The sequence below is a fragment of the Pseudomonas putida genome (genome assembly GCA_041071465.1).
In the GTDB taxonomy this organism is placed as follows: domain Bacteria; phylum Pseudomonadota; class Gammaproteobacteria; order Pseudomonadales; family Pseudomonadaceae; genus Aquipseudomonas; species Aquipseudomonas putida_P.
In genome coordinates this window covers 949,400-966,616 of record CP163498.1, presented here as the reverse complement: position 1 = coordinate 966,616, position 17,217 = coordinate 949,400, and the positions used below count along the sequence as shown (strand labels likewise).

The following is a 17,217-nucleotide window of genomic DNA, read 5'->3' as shown; positions in this document are numbered from 1 at the left end:
TTTCTTCCAGCGGCGGATTATGCCTGAATATGTCGCTAGCGGATGAAGCCCCGAATGCCGGGACAACAACTATAAGAACGCTCAAGAGACCGACGGCATGACCCCTTTCGATGAATACCATCAGCGGCAGATTGCCGAAGCCATTGCCCGTGCCGAACGGCGTACCGATGCCGAACTGGTGACGGTGCTGGCCCGCCGTGCCGACGACTACGCCTATTGGCCTTTGTTCTGGGCCGCCGTACTGGCGCTGGCCGTGCCTGGGCTGTTGCACTGGCTGCTGGGCTGGCCTGGCGTGCGAGGCTTGCTGGTGGCCAATGTGTTGCTGTTCGTCGGCCTGTGCCTGCTGCTGCGCAACCCACGCCTGGCCGGCTGGCTGATCCCTCGGGGCCTGCGCCGCTGGCGTGCCTCGCGCCTGGCCCGGCAGCAGTTTCGCGAGCAGAACCTGCAGCGCACTGCAGGCGCCACGGGCGTGCTGATCTTTGTCAGCGAAGCGGAGCGGCATGTGGAGATTTTGGTCGACCGTGGTATCGAACATTACCTGGATACCACCGCCCGCGCGGCCATCGTGGCCCGCTTTGCCGAGCAGGTGCGCCAGGGCCGGACCTTGCAGGGCTTTGTCGAGTGCATCGAGGCCTGCGGCGAGTTATTGAGCGAGCACGTGCCGCCAACCCATGCCCGTAACGAGTTGCCCAACCGCCTGGTGATTCTCGATTGAGTCGGAAGCCGGCAGCATAGGGTGTAGAATGCGCTTCCCGCTATTCGAGGCACCGTTTCTCCATGTCCGCCAGTACTTCCGCCCCCTGTGCGCCAGATGCGCGCACCCAGTTTCTCGACCTGCTGAACGCCGCCTTGCACGGCAACACCCTGGTCAAGCTGGTGCTGGCGCGCCATGTCGGTGCCGACCAGACCTTGCAACGGATCATTGCCAAGCCGCTGCAGGTCAAGGGCCAGCCATGCCTGTCGCTGGTCTACCGCCACCAGACACGCGACATCACCCGCAACCTGCCGCTGGAGCAGGCCCAGGTGCTGGTCGCCGAGCTGCTGCCGGACAGCTTTCGCAATGCCCACCTGTTCGACGCTGACGGCGAAGTGCAGCTGACATTCAGCAAGAAGGGCAAACCGATGCTTCAGCGTCACGGTGCACAAGCACCGCGCGAGGCCGTCGCAGGCAGCGGCCACGACCGCGAGAAAAAGCGCTACCTGGAGCTGTCGCGGCCGTTCCTGCGCGACCTTGGCGTGACCGACGCACAAGGCGCATTGATCCCGTCCATGTCGCGCAAGTGGAAGCAGATCAACAAGTTCATCGAGGTCTTCGACCACGCCCTGGCCAGCGCGCCGGTGCCGGCGCAGCAGGCGCTGCGGGTCGCCGACTTCGGTTCGGGCAAGGGTTACCTGACCTTCGCCATGCATGACTACCTGCGCAACAGCCTGGGCCGCGATGCACAGGTGACTGGCGTGGAGTTGCGCCAGGACATGGTCGACCTGTGCAACGCCGCCGCCTCGCGCCTTGAGCACCCAGGGCTGGAGTTCCAGTGCGGTGACGTGCGCAGCGTCGTGCCTGCGGCCATCGAGGTGATGATCGCCCTGCATGCCTGCGACATCGCCACCGACTACGCCATTCACACCGGCATCCGCTGCAACGCTGCGATCATCATGTGTTCGCCGTGCTGCCACAAACAGATCCGTCCGCAACTGCACAGCCCAGGGTTGCTGCAACCGATGCTGCAGTACGGCCTGCACTTGGGCCAGCAGGCCGAAATGCTCACCGACAGCCTGCGCGCGCTGTACCTGGAAGCCTGCGGCTATGAAACCAAGGTGTTCGAGTTCATCTCGCTGGAGCACACCAACAAGAACAAGATGATTCTTGCGGTGAAGCGGCGGCAGGCGGTGGACAACGGCGCGCTGCTGGAGAAGATCGCCCAGCTCAAGGCGTTCTACGGGGTGCAGGAGCATTGCCTGGAGACGTTGTTGCGGGCGGATGGGTTGCTCTGACGGCCACCCACCTGCAGGTCTGTGGAGGACGTGTCAGCGTCGAGCAGAGGGTGGCTCGATCGCCAATGTCGCCTGCCCCAGCGGATGCGTACTGGCATCAAAGAAGTGCAGCGTGGTACTCACCAAGTCGGCGAACCGATCCACGAAATGCTGCTTCTGGTTGATCACCGAAGCCTCGCTCAACGGCCGGATAGCAATCGAAAGCTGCTTCGGCCGAGCCAGGCGAATGGCGTCGAGCAGGTGCTGGTCACTGCTGTCCAGATGCTGCCCGAACAGGCATAGCCCCTGGCTTTCCCGTGCCAGCTGCCCCAGGCACCAGCTCAGGTAGTCCGAGTGGCGGATGGCACGCAGTTTCTCGTCGCTGCGGTCTTCGTTGACGAACAGCGGTACTTCACCTGGGATGTTCACGGCAAACCCATCGAGCAGCTCGGCGCTTTCGGCGCTGCGTTGGCGGGTGGTGCCGTCGGGCAGCTTGAGCAGGTGCAGGCCGCCATGCAGGTGCAGCACGCGGGTGCCTTCGCTGCGGGTGCGGCGCACGTCGAAGTAGCCTTGCTCGTCGAACAGTTCGGCGAAGCCCTGCGGGGCGTATTGCACGGCCCACGGCAGCAGCAGGTCGTAGTTGCTGGTGTAGACGCAGCGGTAGCCGCGCAGGGCCTGGTTGAGCGCGGCCAGGGTGGTGGCAGGCATCAGTGGCCAGGGCAGGTGCACGGTACGCACGGCGTGGATCAGCGCTTCCTTGATCGAGTAGTAGCGGTTCAGCGGCGCGGTGGAGTTGATGGCCAGTGCGGCGTTGGCGCGTACTGTGATGTTGAGGGTGCTGAGTACGGGCTCGAACAGCTCCGTGCCCAAGGATTTGAACAATGCCTGGTCGCTGACCGCCAGGCCTTTCTTGCGGCCGGCGCGTTGCGCTTCCTCGAACAGCGAGAAGTAGCCGAACGGTTTCCACACTGCGCGGCTGGCGCCGTTGCCCAGCAGCAGGGCGTCGCAGGGGTGGCGGGCGGCGAGTGCTGGCCAGGAGGTGAGGGTGGCGTCGAGTGCAGGCATGCTGGGGTCCGTTGGGTGGAGCGGGGAACGGGGCGACTTTAGCATGTCGAGCGAGGTTCTCGAGAGCCGCTGTCCAGTTCCCGTCAGCGCTGTTCAGCTGTTTGCACACTTCGATTTCTGTTGCGCCAAACCCGATACGCCCGAATGCCTGCCCGCACCGAGCCGAACAGCAGTTTGTCTTCCATCTCCCGCGCCATCCCCGAGCGCACCAGCATGCGCAGGAAGGTACCCCGCGCGCGCGCGATGGCGAAGAAAATGCCCTGGGCGGCCAAGGTGTCGCGCACTTCGCGCAGGGCGGCGATGCCGCTGACATCGATGCTGGTGACGGCTTCGGCATCGAACAGCACGGCCTTTGGCTGGTTTTGGCTTTGCACGGCTTCTAGCAGGCGCATCTTGAAGTAGTCGGCGTTGAAGAACAGGATGGCGTCGTCGAAGCGGTACACCACCAGGCCAGGCACGGTGCGCGCGTCCTTGAATTTGCGGATGTCGACCTGGCCTTCGGTGCCCGGCAGCCAGCCCAGCACGGCATCGGTGGGCTGATAGATGCTGTAGAGCAGGCGCAGGATCGCCAGGGTCACGGCAAACACGATGCCGGGCAGCACGCCCAGGCCCAGCACTCCCGCCGTGGTCAGCAGGCACAGCCAGAACTCGAAGCGGCTTAGGCGTCGGATACGCCCCAGCGACTTGATGTCGATCAGCCCCCAGCCGGCCATCAGCAGCACGGCGCCCAGCGCCGCTTGCGGGATCCACGCCATGGGCGCGGTGAAGAACAGCAGGATCAGGGCAATCACCAGTGCAGCGATGATGCCCACCAGCTGGCTTTTGCCACCGACCATGTCGTTGACCGCCGTGCGCGAGTCGGCGCCGCTGATGGCAAAGCCCTGGGAAATACCGGCCGCCAGGTTACTCACACCCAGGGCGACGAATTCGTGGTTGGCATTGATCGCATAGCCATGCCGGGCGGCAAAGCTGCGTGCAGTGAGCATGGCGCTGCAGAAACTGACGGTTGCGATACCCAAGGCATCGCGCAGCAGGCTTTTCATTTCCGCCAGGTTGCTGTGCGGCCAGGCCAGTTTCGGGATGCCGGCAGGCACCGGACCGAGGATGGCAACGCCAAGGCGGTCAAGGCCGAACAGGCCGACCAGCAGCATGAACAGCGCCACCACCGTGAGGGCTGCAGGCAGGCGCGGGTAGCGACGTGGCAGCCAGATCAGCAAGCCCAGGGCGGCCAGGCCGATGATCAATGTTACCCAGTGGATTTCGCCCAGGCGCTGGAAGAAGTTGATCAGGCTGAGGATGAAGCCGTCGCCCTCGATCTTGAACCCCACTACCTTGGACAACTGGCCGGCGATCAGGCTGAGGCCGATACCGTTGAGGTACCCGATCAGGATTGGCCGCGAGAAGAAGCTGGCGATGAAACCGGCCCGCGCCAAGCCTGCGGCGATCAACATCACCCCGACCAGCACCGTGACGATAACTGACAGCTCGGCAATCCGCTGCGGATCGCCCATGGCCAGCGGCGCCACGGCGCCGGCAATCATCGCGCAGGTAGCGGCGTCGGGGCCGACCATCAATTGGCGTGAGCTGCCGATCAGCGCGTAGACCATCATCGGCAGCACACAGGCGTAAAGGCCATATTGCGGTGGCAGGCCGACGATCTGTGCGTAGGCGATGGCAATGGGGATCTGGATCGCGGCTACCGACAGGCCAGCTTGCATGTCGGCGTGGAACCACTCGCGGCGGTAATGCAGCAAGTTGGCAAGGCCTGGTAACCAGCGGGAGAGAAACATGCGTTGTCCTTTCGAAATGTTTCACGAATCCATTGAGCATATCCGCCAAAAGCCGTTTCGCTTGCACGCGCATACGCCCGCTGCGCATTGAAGCGGATCGGCGGGTAAATGGCCATGGGCCAGATCAAAGCAGAGGGGGAGAAACGAAAAAAGGAGCCATGGCTCCTTTTGACTGCGATGACGTTGCTGGAACGCCATGCGGGAATGCGATGTGGAGCGGGTAGAGGGAATCGAACCCTCAACTAAAGCTTGGGAAGCTTTCGTTTTGCCACTAAACTATACCCGCATCTGAGCTCGACTTTTTACCAGAACCCTCAACGAATTAGAAGCCCAAGTTATAAAAAAGCTTGTCGGCGCCCCATGGCTTGCGGGTGTCAGCTACAGGACGCCGAGCTGCTCAGATGGCCAATGCATGCTGCCCCTGTTGAACAGGCTGGTAACGTTGACGGGGTTCACGCACGGCTGGCTTGAGGAACCCCAGCATCACACTGCGGGTATCCTCGCAGGCGACCTTGTTCTCCATATCCAGGAAGTGGCCCGCATCGCGGATCACGCTGAACTGGCTTCTGCCCACGTGTTTGCTGAACTGCCGTGCATCTTCCACCGTGGTGTATTCGTCGCGTTCGCCGTTGATGAACAATACCGGGATGTTGATATTGCGCGCGCCATCCAGTGCACGTTCCAGGTCGTGATGCAGCACCTGGTTGATGTGGAAGTGCATCTGCGCGTACTCGTGGCTGTCCAGGCTGCTGACGTGGCGGTAGTTGAAGCGCTTGAACAGTGACGGCAGGTGCTTGCCGATGGTGTCGTTGACCAGGTTGCCGACCTGATAGCGGTCGCAAGCGGCCAGGTACTGGCAGCCACGGTCCAGGTAGTCGCGCATCGGCTCGTTGATCACGGGCGAGAACGAACTCACCACGGCCTTCTTCACGTACCGCGGCTGGTGCGCCAGCGCCAGCAGCGTACTTGCACCTCCCCACGAGAAGGACATCACGTGGTCCGCCTGGAAGTGCTCGATCAGCTCCAGGAGGATATGCGCCTCGGTCTCCTTGCTGATCAGCCGTTCCTGACGGTTGTGTGGTTTGGACTTGCCGGCATACGGCTGGTCGAACAGTACTACGTTGAACTGCGGGTGCAGGTTACGTACCGTTTGGGCGAACGAGGCCGTGGTGGCCAGCGAGCCGTTGATCAGGATGATCGTATTCTCGGCCGCATCCGCGCGATAGAACTCCGTGTAAACCCGATACTGACCTTGGATATCAAGTACAGCGATTTCTGGCCTCATGTCATCGACTCCTGGCGCAAAAAGGGTATTCGCGTCACCTAGGGTGCACGTTCTTTATGACAGGTAGGCATTTGCCTGAAGAGAAACCGGGGGCCCTGTGTCGATCCTTGGCACGTGCGTCGACGGTATTGTTTTTGGCGGGCAATTCGCCGTGCCCCAAGGCATCGAGGCCTTGGGTGGCCGGCAAAAAGGTGTCTTCGACTGCGGTCGTGACTTGGTAGTCACATGCAGACTGACGATTTGGATTCAAGCAGTGGGTCGTGGATCGCGCAAGTGCCGTTCGGGGAGAAATGTGACTTTTGTCGCTGAGCGGTCGTATGACGACTCCGCGCCGTCTGTTCCGGCCTCTTCGCGGGTAAACCCGCTCCCACAGGTATTGCACTGTACCCAATGACAGTGGACCTCCTGTGGGAGCGGGTTTACCCGCGAAGAGGCCAGAACAGGCAGTCTAGACAGTGGCTATTTCATCAGCCGTCAGTTCACGAAACTCCCCGGGCGCCAAACCAGGGTCCAGACAGATTGCCCCCATGCTTTCCCGGTGCAACCCCACCACCTTGTTGTTGAAGTGCCCGAACATGCGCTTGACCTGGTGATAACGCCCTTCGACGATCGCCAGCCGGGCCTGGCGCGGGCCGAGGATGTCCAGCTGGGCAGGTTGGGTGGTGAGGTTTTCGAAGGCGAAATAGAACCCCTCGCGAAACCTGGCCACATAGTGCTCGCCAATTTCGTCCTCGGTGTCCACCAGGTAATGCTTGGGCAGCTTGGTGGCAGGCTGGGTCAGGCGCCTTGACCACTGGCCATCGTTGGTCAGGATCATTAGGCCGGTGGTGTTGAAGTCCAGGCGCCCGGCTATGTGCAGGTCATCCCGCAACGCTGCAGGCAGCAGGTCGAGCACGGTCGGGTGCTGTGGGTCTTGGGTGGCGCTGACGCAGCCAGTGGGCTTGTGCAGCATCAGGTAGCGGGCCGGGCGGCCGGCCTGCAGCAGTTGCTCGTCCAGCTCCACGCGGCTGAATTCACGCACTTCGGCCAGTGGGTCGCTGACAATCTGGCCGTCCACCCGCACGCGGCGTTGCGCCAGCATCAGTCGGGCTTGCTGGCGGTTGTGGCTGGGCAGGTTGGCGAGAAAACGGTCAAGGCGCATGGAAACAGTCAGTGGTCAGCGGGTGAGCGGAGCTGGTCTTCGACAGCGGCGCAGCGCGGGCACAGGCAAGCCTTGTTGCGCAATGCGTCAGGCAGGGCCTGGATCACGGCCGGGTCGATGCTTACGCTGTAACACCAGCAGGCCTGTGTGGCGCGGCGCGGGTCGGCCAGGGCACATTGGTTGAGAGCGCCGCAAGCGGGGCAGTGTAGGCTGTCATTCATGGTTGGCATCACTGCAGACACGGTTGCGGCCTGCCTGCTTGGCACGATAAAGCGCACGGTCGGCGCGGGTCAGCAGGGTGTGCAGGGTATCCTCCGGTTGCAGGCTGCTCAGCCCGATGCTGGTAGTCAGGCGCAACGGCTGGTCGTCGTAGCTGAAGGTCAGTTGTTCGGTGCGCCGGCGGATCTTTTCCGCCACCTCGACCGCCTGCCGGCCTTCGGCTTCACGCAGCAGTACGATGAATTCCTCACCGCCCCAGCGGCACAGTATATCCGACTGGCGCAGGCTGCCTTGCAGCACATTGGCGAATTGGCGCAGCACTTCGTCGCCTGCCAGGTGGCCGTGGGTGTCGTTCAGTGCCTTGAAGTGGTCCAGGTCGATCAGCAAGGCCACCAGCGGGCCACTGTCGCGCTGGGCTTCGTGCAGTGCCTGGGCGGCGAGCAGGTCGAAGCTGCGCCGGTTGGGCAGGCCGGTGAGGCTGTCGAGGGTAGCCAAGGCTTCGGTGCTGGCCTGGTGGCGGCGGACCATGGCATGCACCAGCGCCAGCACCACCAAGGTGATCATGGCGCAGATCGCCAGGTTCAGGTACAGGGAGTGACGAATGCGGTCGAGGGCGCCGGTTTCGCGTTTGTCCACCAGCAGGTACCAGTCCAGTTCGGGCAGGTGGCGCACGTTGAGAAAGTGGCTTTGGGTTTCGCTGTCACGGTACTCGTGGCTGCCTTCGCCTGGCACTCGCTGCTCGGCCAGCACGTCATTCAGTTCGGGGTTGTCGCGCAGTGACTGGCCGACCCGCAAGCCATGCGGGCCACCTTCGGAGCCGGTCAGCAGCACCTTGCCTTTGGCATCGGTGAACAGCACCGCCCGCTGGTAGCGGCGTTGATACTGGTCGATCAGCTTGACCACCGACGATACGCTCAGCCCTACGCCTGCGGCGCCGATGAAGCGCTGTTGGTAGTCATGCACCTGGTAGTTGATGAACACGGTCAAGCTGTCGTGGTTGGCCATGTCCAGGTCGACATTGATCTCATAGGGGGCCTTGAGGTCACGCAGGCGGAAATACCAGGCATCGCGCCAGGTGCCCGGCTCGACATGTTCGAGTACGCCCTTGGCCTGGTAATAGGTCAGCGTGCGGTCGGACACGAAAAATGAGGTGAAGGTGTCCTGCTTGCCCATGACTTCGCCCAGGTAGCGGGTCATGCGCCCGGTATCCTGCTCGCCGGACAGCACCCAGTCGCGCAGGAAGGTGTCCTGGGCCATCATCGAGGCAATCAGCACCGGGCGAATCAGGTCTTTCTGGATTTCCGAGTAGACCGTGTCGGAGGTCAGTGGCAATTCGGTATTGACGATGCCGTCGCGGATGGCGCTGCGCGAGGCGAAGTAGCTGAGCAGTGAAGTGGCGAGGAAGCCGCAGGCAAGCAGCAGCAACAGGGTAAAGATCAGCGAGCGCTGCGAGAACAGAGCGGAACGTAATGGCATGATCTTCCCGTGATGTGTGCCCAGCCGCCCATTCTAGTGAGATGACCGGCAAATGACTGCAAGTTTTTCAGGGGTATTGCACCTGTATCAAATTGTTGCAGAAATGGCACTGCACCTTGGCGCCACTGTCTTATTCAGTGTCGATGAACGCATTTCGCATCGACGCTCGCCAGCGCCGCTGTTCGGGCACTCCAGCGGTCCAGGAGGCCGCCATGTCCTATCGAATTCTGTTGATCGCCCTGCTGGGGCTGATGACTTCTGCCTGCGCCCCTTATTACGAGAGCGGGGGCGATCACCGTTCGGACTACTACTCCACCGATCGCTATGTAGCGCCGGGGTATTACCGCTACGACCGCTACTACGTGACGCCACAGCCGCGCTACTACTACCAGCCGGCACCACGTTATTACTATCGGACGGCACCGGCGCCTTATTATCGACCGCATCCGCAGCCAGGGATGAACCAGTGGCACGGTAACCCGCGTTATGACTATGGCAACCGCCAGCGGCAAGACTACGGTCAGGACCGCGATCGCCATGACTATCGCAATAACAGCCAGCGTTACCAGCATGGCGACTGGCACTCCAATGGGCAGAGAAATGACGGCGGGCGCTGGGAGGGTCAGCGGGGGCAGGGCCGGGAGGAAACTGGCAGCGGTAGGTAAATCGAAGCGGGGGCGCCTAGCGCCCCTGTCGCGACACAAGGCTATGCCAGGTCTGCCAACGGGTGCCGCCCCTCCCACGCCTTGGCAAAATGCGCCTCGACCACCGCTGCCGGCACCTGCGCCACATCCGGCCAGTGCCAGCGCGGCTGGTTGTCCTTGTCCAGCAGGCGGGCGCGCACGCCTTCGCTGAATTCAGGGTGGCGGCAACAGTTCAGGCTCATGCGGTATTCCATCTGGAACACTTGCGCCAACGACAGGTACCGCGCCCGGCGGATCTGCTCCCACACCAGGTGTGCCGTCAGCGGGCAGCCTTCGTGCAGGCGTTGGCCGGCAGTTGCCAACAAGGGGTCGTCATGCTGCTTGAGCCTTTCCAGCGCACACCAGGCCGAGGCCGCATCGGGCACGTCGAGCAACTGATCGATCTCCTGCCGTCGCGGCAGCCACTGGGCCTCTGGCAGCTCGGCGCAAGCTCGATGCTGCTCGGCCTTGAGCAGGCTGTACAGTTGCACGGCAGTCTGTTCTTGCCAGTTAAGTTGCAGTAATTCCTCGATCAGGGCTTCCTGCTGGTGCTCACCCAAAAAACGGTCGGCCAGGCCCAGATCCAGGGCGTCGCGCGCATTGATCGGCGCACCGGTCAGGCCGAGGAACAAGCCCAGCTTGCCTGGCAGCCGGGCCAGGAACCAGCTGGCACCGACGTCCGGGTACAGGCCGATGCTGATTTCCGGCATGGCCAAGCGGCTACTGGGTGTGACGATACGCACATTGGCGCCCTGCAGCAGCCCCATGCCACCGCCCAGCACATGCCCATGGCCCCAGCACAGCAATGGTTTGGGGTAGGTGTGCAGGGCAAAGTCCAGGCGGTATTCGGCGGCGAAGAAAGAGGCCGCCAGCGGTGGCACGCTGCCGGGGTGGTCGCGGCAGGCTTGCACCAGCGCCCGTACATCGCCACCCGCGCAAAAGGCTTTGGCACCGTTGCCGCGCAGCAGCACGCAGACGACGCCCGGGTCGCGGGCCCAGGCATGCAGTTGTTCGCCCAGTACTTCGATCATCGGCAGGTTCAGGGCATTGAGCGCCTTGGGCGCATCCAGGGTGGCAATGCCGATGCGGGCGCCATCGACGCCGGTAAGTACCTCGCAATGAATGGCCATGGACTACCTCTCGCAAGTCATCGCTCAAGTATGGCTGGCCTGGCCGATCATGCCGGTCGTCGGTCGGATCGTTTGACAAGCGGGAAGGGCTTACCTAGTGTCGCGCCATTGTTTACGGAAGGCCCCATGACTGACGACGATCGCATCAAACTCGAACCCAGCTGGAAGGCCGCATTGCGCGGCGAATTCGACCAACCCTACATGCATCAGCTGCGCGAGTTCTTGCGGGGTGAGTATGCTGCCGGCAAGGAGATCTACCCACCAGGGCCGCTGATCTTCAACGCGCTCAACTCGACGCCGCTGGACCAGGTGAAGGTGGTGATCCTCGGTCAGGACCCTTACCACGGGCCGGGCCAGGCACATGGCTTGTGCTTCTCGGTGCAACCGGGCGTGGCCACGCCACCGTCGCTGGTCAATATCTACAAAGAGCTGCAGCGCGACCTGAACATCCCGATTGCCAGCCACGGCTACCTGCAGAGCTGGGCTGAGCAGGGCGTGCTGCTGCTCAACACCACCATGACCGTGGAGCGTGCCAATGCGGCATCGCATGCCAAGAAGGGGTGGGAGTTCTTCACCGATCGCGTCATTCAGGTGGTCAGCGAGCAGTGCCCGAATGTCGTGTTCCTGCTGTGGGGCGCGCATGCGCAGAGCAAGCAGAAGCTGATCGACGGGACCAAGCACCTGGTGCTGAAGTCGGTGCATCCTTCGCCGTTGTCGGCTTACCGTGGGTTCCTCGGCTGTGGGCATTTCAGCCGGACCAACAGCTTCCTCGAACAACGGGGCATGGCGCCGATCAACTGGGCATTGCCACCGCTGTGATCACCTGAACTACCGCGTTGCTTTCTGAGCGGGCAAGCCCGCACAGAAGGCAACGTGATTATTGCGGGTTCGCATTCCACAAGCGGAACAAAGGCTCCGCCAGAAACAGCACGAACAGCAAGCGCATCACCTGCAGTGCCGTCACCAAAGGCACCGACAACTGCAGTGTCTCCGCCGTCAGGCTCATCTCGGCAATCCCACCCGGCATCATCCCCAGTGTCAGCGAACGCAAGTCCAGCGCAGTCATCACGCTCAGCACCCATGCGGCGCTGGCGGCAATCGCCATGCACAATGCCGTGGCCACCAGGGTGCGCCCGAGGAACGACGGTGCGCGGCGGAAGAACGCGCGGTTGAAGTGACAGGCCAGGCCACTGCCTATCAGCCACTGGCCGATTTGGCTGGCGCCATTGGGCAGGGCGATCTGCAGGTTACCGGCCAGGCTGACCGTGGCCGCCACCAGCAATGGCCCGAACAGCCACGGGTTAGGCTGGCGCAAACGCTGCCAGAGCAACGCAACGGCAACGCCCAGCGGGGCAATCAAGGCCAACCAACCCCAGCTCACGCTACCGGTGTGGTTCAGCGGCACCCCGTCACCCAGCAAAAACTTGAACAGCGCAGGCACGCACAGCACCACAGCCAGCACGCGCAAGCTCTGCGCTGCCGCGACCTGGCTGAGCACCGCACCATTGCGCGCGCCAAGGTTGACCATCTCCCCCGAACCGCCGGGCATGCTGGCGAAGAACGCCGTGGCGCGGTCTTCGCCGGTTCGCCGCAGCAACCATACGCTGATCACACTGGACAGGGTGGTGAACAACGCGCCGAAAAAGATCAGCGCGAAATGACTGGCCACCTGCTCGATCACCGCCGGCGTGAAATGCAGGCCAATGCCGATACCGATGATCCACTGCCCGCACTTGCGGCCATTGGGTATTTCCGACAGCTGCCAGGGGGTCAGGCAGCGCACCAGGATGATCGCCAGCAATGAGCCGACCATCCACGGCAAAGGCCAGCCGACCTTGCTGGCGGCAAAACCGCCAGCAAGGCCGACCAGCCCGGTCGCGACAAACAACGGCAACGAACGATCAGGCATCAGCCAGGGCCCGGCGCTGCTGGCTACGTTTGCGCCAGATGCGCAGCAGCGGCAGGGCGAACATGACCATGACCAGTGCCCAGACGCCCATGCTGATCGGGCTCGACCAGAGGATGCCCAGTTCACCGTTGGAGATCGACAGCGCCCGGCGCAGGTTCTGCTCCATCAACCCGCCGAGGATGAAGCCGAGCAGGATTGGCGACAGCGGGAAGTCCAGCTTGCGCAGGATGTAACCCATGATGCCGATACCGACCATCAGGAACAGGTCGAAGGTGGTGGCATGCACGGCATACACGCCGATCGCGGTGATGATGGCGATTACCGGCACCAGCGCCCAGTTCGGCACGGCGAGGATGCGGGTAAAGATGCGGATCATCGGGATGTTGAGGATCACCAGCATGATGTTGGCGATGAACAGCGAGGCGATCAGGCCCCAGACGATGTCCGGCTGCTGTTCGAACAGCAGTGGGCCGGGGGTGATGTTGTACAGGGTCAGGGCGCCGATCATCACGGCGGTGGTGCCGGAACCTGGTACACCCAGGGTCAGCATCGGTACCAGGGCGCCACAGCAGGACGCACCAATGGCGGTTTCCGGCGCGGCCAGGCCACGGGCATCGCCCTTGCCGAACTTGCCGCTTTCACCCGCCAGGCGCTTCTCGGTCATGTAGGCCACGGCGCTGGCCAACGTCGCGCCGGCGCCCGGCAGCACGCCCATGATGAAACCGAGCAGGCCGCAACGGATGTTGACCACGAACACCGAGGCCGCTTCCTTGAAGTTGAACAGCATGCGGCCGGTAGCCTTGACCGCCTGGTGGCCATGGTGGGTCTTTTCCAGCAGCAGGAGGATTTCGCTGATGGAGAACAGACCCAGCACCAGGACCACGAACTGAATACCGTCGGCCAGGTGCACGCTGTCACCGGTGAAGCGGTACACGCCGCTGTTGGCGTCGATACCGACCGCCGACAGGAACAGGCCGATCAGTGCGGCAATGAAAGTTTTCAGGGGTTTGTCACCGGCCATGCCGCCAAGCGCGACAATGGCGAAGACCATCAGCACGAAGTACTCCGCCGGGCCGAAGGCGATGGCCCATTTCGCCAGCAGCGGGGCGAATAGCACCATGCCGCAGGTGGCGATGAAGGCGCCGATGAACGAACTCCAGGCCGACAGCGACAGGGCCACGCCGGCCAGGCCCTGGCGGGCCATCGGGTAACCGTCGAGGGTGGTCATCACGGTCGAGGCTTCGCCCGGGATATTCAGCAGGATCGAGCTGATGCGCCCGCCGTACTCACAGCCCAGGTACACCGCGGCCAGCAGGATCAGTGCCGACTCTGGCGGCAGGCCGAGGGCAAAGGCGATGGGGATCAGCAGGGCCACGCCGTTGATTGGCCCCAGGCCCGGCAACAGGCCGACCACGGTACCGATCAGGGTGCCGGAGAGGGCGGTGACCAGGTTGTAGGGGGTCAGGGCAACGCCGAAGCCCTGGCCCAGGTAGCTCAAGGTATCCATGTGTCAGTTCTCCAGTACGCTCAGCAGGCCAAGGGGCAGGGGCACATCCATCACGCGGTCGAACAGCCAGTAGAGGAAGACGCTCATGCCGACCACCACGATGGCGCTGTACAGCCAGCGGCCGCCATACAGGCGGGCCATGGGCAGGCCAACGAGGATGGCGCTGAGGATGAAGCCCAGGGTCTCGAAGGTGGCGGCGAAGACGATCAGCAGGCCTACGCAGGCGGCGATCTTGGTCAGGGTCTCGCGGTCCAGCTCCGGCTCGTCGTCCTTGCGCACGATGGGGGTGGGGCGGAACACCAGATACAGCAGGCCCAGGCTCATCAGGCCGAGCATCAGCAGCGGGTAGGCGCGCGGGCCTACCGGTTCATAGGAAAACGCTGCCTGGTAGGGCCAGGCCATCACGGCCAGGGCGGCGCACACCGCCAGCAGGGCCAGGGCGAAGATGCGTTGCAGGATCATTGGGGAATCCTCGTTGGGATTGCTCAAGTGAGATGCAAATCCTGTGGGAGCGGCCTTGCGTCGCGATCGGGCGCGAAGCGGCCGCAAAACCTGCCACTGCGATGTGTCCGAAGCATTGCATCGGCTGTGCGGCCCATCGCGACACTAGGCCGCTCCCACAGGGGTGGTGGTGAGTCCGACAGGCTTACTGAATCAGGCCAAATTCCTTGGCCAGTGCCTTGTAGTCGGCCACTTGCTTTTTCACATAGCCGTCCAGCTCTTCACCGGTCATGGCGAACGGGAACAGCTCACGTTGATCACGCAGCTGGGCGAAGTCTTCCGAGGCCAGCATCTTGTCGAACGAAGCCTTCCACCAGGCGTAGTCTTCGTCGCTCACTTTCGGCCCCAGGTAGAAGCCGCGCACCACCGGCCAGACGATGTCGTAGCCTTGCTCCTTGGCGGTAGGGATGTTTTTCATTTCCGGCTCGTCCAGGCGGTTTTCCGAGAACACCGCGAGGATGCGCATGTTGCCGCTTTGGATGTGCGGCATGGAGTCGGAGATGTCGGTAGAGCCGACCTGGATATGGCCGCCCAGCAGCGCCGTGGCAATTTCGCCACCGCCTTCCAGGGCCACGTAGCGCAGGTCACGCGGGTTGATGCCGGCCGCCTTGGCGATAAGCGCAGTCTGCATCCAGTCCTGGCTGCCGACCGTACCGCCCGAGCCGATCACCACCTTGCTTGGGTCTTTCTTCAGTGCCGCGACCAGGTCATCGAGGGTTTTGTAAGGCGAATCGCTTTTCACCGCAATGGCACCGTAGCTGGTGCCGACAGCAGCCAACCATTTCACCGCGTTTTCGTCGAAGCGGCCGAACTTGCCTTGGGCCAGGTTCAGCAGCGAGCCGCTGGACCAGGCCACCAAAGTGCCTGCATCGGCTGGGCGCTGGGCGACCACGGCGTTGTAGGCCACCGCGCCGACACCGCCGGGCATGTAGGTGACGCGCATGGGCTTGCTGAGGATCTTTTCCTGCACCAGGGCGCTTTGCACCAGTTTGCAGGTCAGGTCGAAGCCTCCGCCGGGTGAGGCGGGGGCGATGCATTCGGGGCGTTTGGGTTCTGCAGCGAGGGCGTTGCCGGCCAACAGCAGGCAACCGGTTGCGAGGACGAGGCGGCGCAGTGAAAAGGTCATCGTCTATCTCCGTGAGCGTTGTTGTTATTGGATTACCGCTATGGGGTTACCACAGCGCCACGCTGTAGCTGACCAACAGCCTCACTTCGTCGGCGTCGCGGGCGAAGTTGGAGCGGAAGGTGGCGTTGCGCAGGCGCACGGCGACGTTCTTCAACGGGCCGCTTTGTACCACGTACTTAAGTTCCGTGTTGCGTTCCCACTCTTTGCCTTCACCGCCGGCCGCACGGCTGACGTTGTCACCGCTGATGTAGCGGGTCATGAAGGTCAGGCCGGGCACGCCGAGCGCGGCGAAGTTGTAGTCGTAGCGCGCCTGCCAGGAGCGTTCGTCGGCACCGGCGAAGTCGTTGATCTGGACGAAGTTGACCAGGTACGGGTCGGCGCCATCGACATAGGGGAAGGCGCTGTCGCCAGACAGCTGCTGCCAGGCGGCGCTGACCTTGTGCCCGCCCAAGGCGTAGCTGAGCATGCCGTTGAAGGTGGTGTTGTCGATGTTGCCGGCCTTGGCGGCGCCGGCGTCGTCGCTCACCGCCAGGCGCAGGTCGGCGCCCAAGGTGCCTGGGCCCCATGGCTGGGTGGCGACCATGCCGATGAAGTGCTGGCGGTAGATATCGTCGAGCTGGGCGAAGTGGTAGCTGCCGGTGATACGGTCGGTGAACTGGTAGTCGAGCCCGCCCAGGGCCAGGTTGTCGGCGCTGAAGGTGCCACCGAAGCGGCCGTTCTTGTTGTTCAGCGCCAAGTCTTCCCAGTTGGTGTCGTTGCGGTCCTTGGCCTTGTCCAGGCGGCCACCGGTGAAGGTCAGGCCCTTGATCTCCTTGGAAGTAAGCAGGCCGCCCTCGAAGGTTTGCGGCAGGATACGCCCGTCGTTGGGCTGCAGCGTTGGCAGCTCGGGGATCAGGGTGCCGATCTTGAGCTCGGTTTGGGAGATCTTCACCTTGCCGGTCAGGCCCAGCTTGGAATACTCATCGGCAGCCTTGCCGTCATCGTGGGTCGGCAGCAGGCCAGTGTCGGTACGGTCGGGGCTGGAGTCGAGCTTGATGCCGAGCATGCCCAATGCGTCCAGGCCAAAGCCCACGGTGCCATCGGTGTAGCCGGACTCGAAGTTGAGGATGAAGCCCTGGGCCCATTCGTCGCGCTTGGACTGCTGCGCGCTGGTGCCGTCGCGGAAGTCGCGGTTGAAGTACATGTTGCGGGTTTCGAAGGTGGCCGTGCTGTCTTCGAAGAAGGCGGCCTGGCTCATCGGGGCGACACCGGCAAGCGCGAGGGCGCTGGCGATGGCAGAGGGGCGTGCGGCAAAGGAACGGGTAGGCGCGAACGCCTGCGGCTGCGATGACAGCATCGTCGATGACTCCGTTTATTGTTCTTATTCGTTGCACCTTGCTGGTGCTTTTTTCGGCGCGAAGGGCGACCGTGGTGC

15 protein-coding genes, 1 tRNA gene and 1 pseudogene are annotated in these 17,217 nt (G+C 63.1%); 4 read left to right on the top strand and 13 right to left on the bottom strand.

Going from position 1 to position 17,217, the window contains the following annotated elements:
- Positions 1-97 precede the first annotated feature (97 nt).
- Together AB5975_04475 and AB5975_04470 are read left to right on the top strand one after the other, a co-directional pair.
- Positions 98-715, top strand: a complete 618-nt coding sequence (locus tag AB5975_04475) for a TPM domain-containing protein (protein XDR21168.1) — start codon at positions 98-100, stop codon at positions 713-715.
- A 62-nt stretch (positions 716-777) separates the two neighbouring features.
- A complete protein-coding gene (locus tag AB5975_04470) occupies positions 778-1,992 on the top strand; it encodes an SAM-dependent methyltransferase (protein ID XDR21167.1) in 1,215 nt (404 codons plus the stop codon).
- A 33-nt stretch (positions 1,993-2,025) separates the two neighbouring features.
- Here AB5975_04470 and AB5975_04465 read toward each other — a convergent pair whose 3' ends face one another.
- The 7 genes from AB5975_04465 to AB5975_04435 all read right to left on the bottom strand — a co-directional run bounded on the left by AB5975_04465 (position 2,026) and on the right by AB5975_04435 (position 8,947).
- The gene (locus AB5975_04465; protein XDR21166.1) at positions 2,026-3,036 is read right to left on the bottom strand and encodes a DUF4917 family protein; all 1,011 of its coding nucleotides are present in this window, start codon (positions 3,034-3,036) and stop codon (positions 2,026-2,028) included.
- An 83-nt stretch (positions 3,037-3,119) separates the two neighbouring features.
- On the bottom strand, positions 3,120-4,826 hold the full coding sequence (locus AB5975_04460; GenBank protein ID XDR21165.1) for a SulP family inorganic anion transporter: 1,707 nt from the start codon (positions 4,824-4,826) through the stop codon (positions 3,120-3,122).
- 212 nt (positions 4,827-5,038) lie between these two features.
- Positions 5,039-5,112 (bottom strand) — tRNA-Gly (locus tag AB5975_04455).
- A gap of 111 nt (positions 5,113-5,223) precedes the next feature.
- Positions 5,224-6,111 carry a (R)-3-hydroxydecanoyl-ACP:CoA transacylase gene (phaG, locus tag AB5975_04450; GenBank protein ID XDR21164.1) on the bottom strand — a complete coding sequence of 296 codons (888 nt, stop codon included), beginning with the start codon at positions 6,109-6,111 and terminating at the stop codon, positions 5,224-5,226.
- 448 nt (positions 6,112-6,559) lie between these two features.
- Complete coding sequence (locus AB5975_04445) at positions 6,560-7,252, bottom strand: pseudouridine synthase (protein XDR21163.1); 693 nt, start codon at positions 7,250-7,252, stop codon at positions 6,560-6,562.
- Positions 7,253-7,260: 8 nt separating this feature from the next.
- Positions 7,261-7,473, bottom strand: coding sequence for a cysteine-rich CWC family protein (locus AB5975_04440; GenBank protein ID XDR21162.1), 213 nt, complete (start codon positions 7,471-7,473; stop codon positions 7,261-7,263).
- Positions 7,466-8,947, bottom strand: a complete 1,482-nt coding sequence (locus tag AB5975_04435; GenBank protein ID XDR21161.1) for a diguanylate cyclase — start codon at positions 8,945-8,947, stop codon at positions 7,466-7,468. The genes AB5975_04440 and AB5975_04435 overlap by 8 nt, the downstream gene beginning before the upstream one ends.
- Before the next feature lie 212 nt (positions 8,948-9,159).
- On the opposite strand from AB5975_04435, the pseudogene AB5975_04430 reads away from it, so the two are divergent.
- Positions 9,160-9,608 (top strand): annotated as a pseudogene (locus tag AB5975_04430) (hypothetical protein).
- Between the two features lie 45 nt (positions 9,609-9,653).
- Here AB5975_04430 and AB5975_04425 read toward each other — a convergent pair.
- Positions 9,654-10,760: an enoyl-CoA hydratase/isomerase family protein gene (locus tag AB5975_04425; protein XDR21160.1), complete on the bottom strand. Its 1,107-nt coding sequence runs from the start codon at positions 10,758-10,760 to the stop codon at positions 9,654-9,656.
- Between the two features lie 126 nt (positions 10,761-10,886).
- Here AB5975_04425 and ung point away from each other — a divergent pair, with 126 nt between their 5' ends.
- Positions 10,887-11,579, top strand: coding sequence for a uracil-DNA glycosylase (ung, locus tag AB5975_04420; GenBank protein XDR21159.1), 693 nt, complete (start codon positions 10,887-10,889; stop codon positions 11,577-11,579).
- Positions 11,580-11,637: 58 nt separating this feature from the next.
- Here ung and AB5975_04415 read toward each other — a convergent pair whose 3' ends face one another.
- From AB5975_04415 to AB5975_04395, 5 genes are all read right to left on the bottom strand, one after another.
- Positions 11,638-12,669 carry an AbrB family transcriptional regulator gene (locus tag AB5975_04415; protein XDR21158.1) on the bottom strand — a complete coding sequence of 344 codons (1,032 nt, stop codon included), beginning with the start codon at positions 12,667-12,669 and terminating at the stop codon, positions 11,638-11,640.
- Entirely contained in the window at positions 12,662-14,176 is a 1,515-nt protein-coding gene (locus AB5975_04410) for a tripartite tricarboxylate transporter permease (GenBank protein XDR21157.1), read from the bottom strand. Before AB5975_04410 ends, AB5975_04415 begins: the two co-directional genes overlap by 8 nt.
- Before the next feature lie 3 nt (positions 14,177-14,179).
- Positions 14,180-14,638, bottom strand: coding sequence for a tripartite tricarboxylate transporter TctB family protein (locus AB5975_04405; protein XDR21156.1), 459 nt, complete (start codon positions 14,636-14,638; stop codon positions 14,180-14,182).
- 184 nt (positions 14,639-14,822) lie between these two features.
- A complete protein-coding gene (locus tag AB5975_04400; GenBank protein ID XDR21155.1) occupies positions 14,823-15,803 on the bottom strand; it encodes a Bug family tripartite tricarboxylate transporter substrate binding protein in 981 nt (326 codons plus the stop codon).
- A gap of 46 nt (positions 15,804-15,849) precedes the next feature.
- Positions 15,850-17,139 (bottom strand): OprD family porin, encoded by a 1,290-nt coding sequence (locus AB5975_04395; GenBank protein XDR21154.1) that lies wholly within the window; start codon positions 17,137-17,139, stop codon positions 15,850-15,852.
- Positions 17,140-17,217 lie beyond the last annotated feature (78 nt).

What these genes read in the sequence shown, in the direction of transcription:
- AB5975_04410 (XDR21157.1), bottom strand. Translation starts at nt 14,176, where the DNA reads ATGGATACCTTGAGCTACCTGGGCCAGGGCTTCGGCGTTGCCCTGACC.
- AB5975_04425 (XDR21160.1), bottom strand. Translation starts at nt 10,760, where the DNA reads ATGGCCATTCATTGCGAGGTACTTACCGGCGTCGATGGCGCCCGCATC.
- AB5975_04405 (XDR21156.1), bottom strand. Translation starts at nt 14,638, where the DNA reads ATGATCCTGCAACGCATCTTCGCCCTGGCCCTGCTGGCGGTGTGCGCC.
- AB5975_04475 (XDR21168.1), top strand. Translation starts at nt 98, where the DNA reads ATGACCCCTTTCGATGAATACCATCAGCGGCAGATTGCCGAAGCCATT.
- AB5975_04415 (XDR21158.1), bottom strand. Translation starts at nt 12,669, where the DNA reads ATGCCTGATCGTTCGTTGCCGTTGTTTGTCGCGACCGGGCTGGTCGGC.
- AB5975_04435 (XDR21161.1), bottom strand. Translation starts at nt 8,947, where the DNA reads ATGCCATTACGTTCCGCTCTGTTCTCGCAGCGCTCGCTGATCTTTACC.
- AB5975_04395 (XDR21154.1), bottom strand. Translation starts at nt 17,139, where the DNA reads ATGCTGTCATCGCAGCCGCAGGCGTTCGCGCCTACCCGTTCCTTTGCC.
- AB5975_04440 (XDR21162.1), bottom strand. Translation starts at nt 7,473, where the DNA reads ATGAATGACAGCCTACACTGCCCCGCTTGCGGCGCTCTCAACCAATGT.
- phaG (XDR21164.1), bottom strand. Translation starts at nt 6,111, where the DNA reads ATGAGGCCAGAAATCGCTGTACTTGATATCCAAGGTCAGTATCGGGTT.
- AB5975_04465 (XDR21166.1), bottom strand. Translation starts at nt 3,036, where the DNA reads ATGCCTGCACTCGACGCCACCCTCACCTCCTGGCCAGCACTCGCCGCC.
- AB5975_04470 (XDR21167.1), top strand. Translation starts at nt 778, where the DNA reads ATGTCCGCCAGTACTTCCGCCCCCTGTGCGCCAGATGCGCGCACCCAG.
- ung (XDR21159.1), top strand. Translation starts at nt 10,887, where the DNA reads ATGACTGACGACGATCGCATCAAACTCGAACCCAGCTGGAAGGCCGCA.
- AB5975_04460 (XDR21165.1), bottom strand. Translation starts at nt 4,826, where the DNA reads ATGTTTCTCTCCCGCTGGTTACCAGGCCTTGCCAACTTGCTGCATTAC.
- AB5975_04400 (XDR21155.1), bottom strand. Translation starts at nt 15,803, where the DNA reads ATGACCTTTTCACTGCGCCGCCTCGTCCTCGCAACCGGTTGCCTGCTG.
- AB5975_04445 (XDR21163.1), bottom strand. Translation starts at nt 7,252, where the DNA reads ATGCGCCTTGACCGTTTTCTCGCCAACCTGCCCAGCCACAACCGCCAG.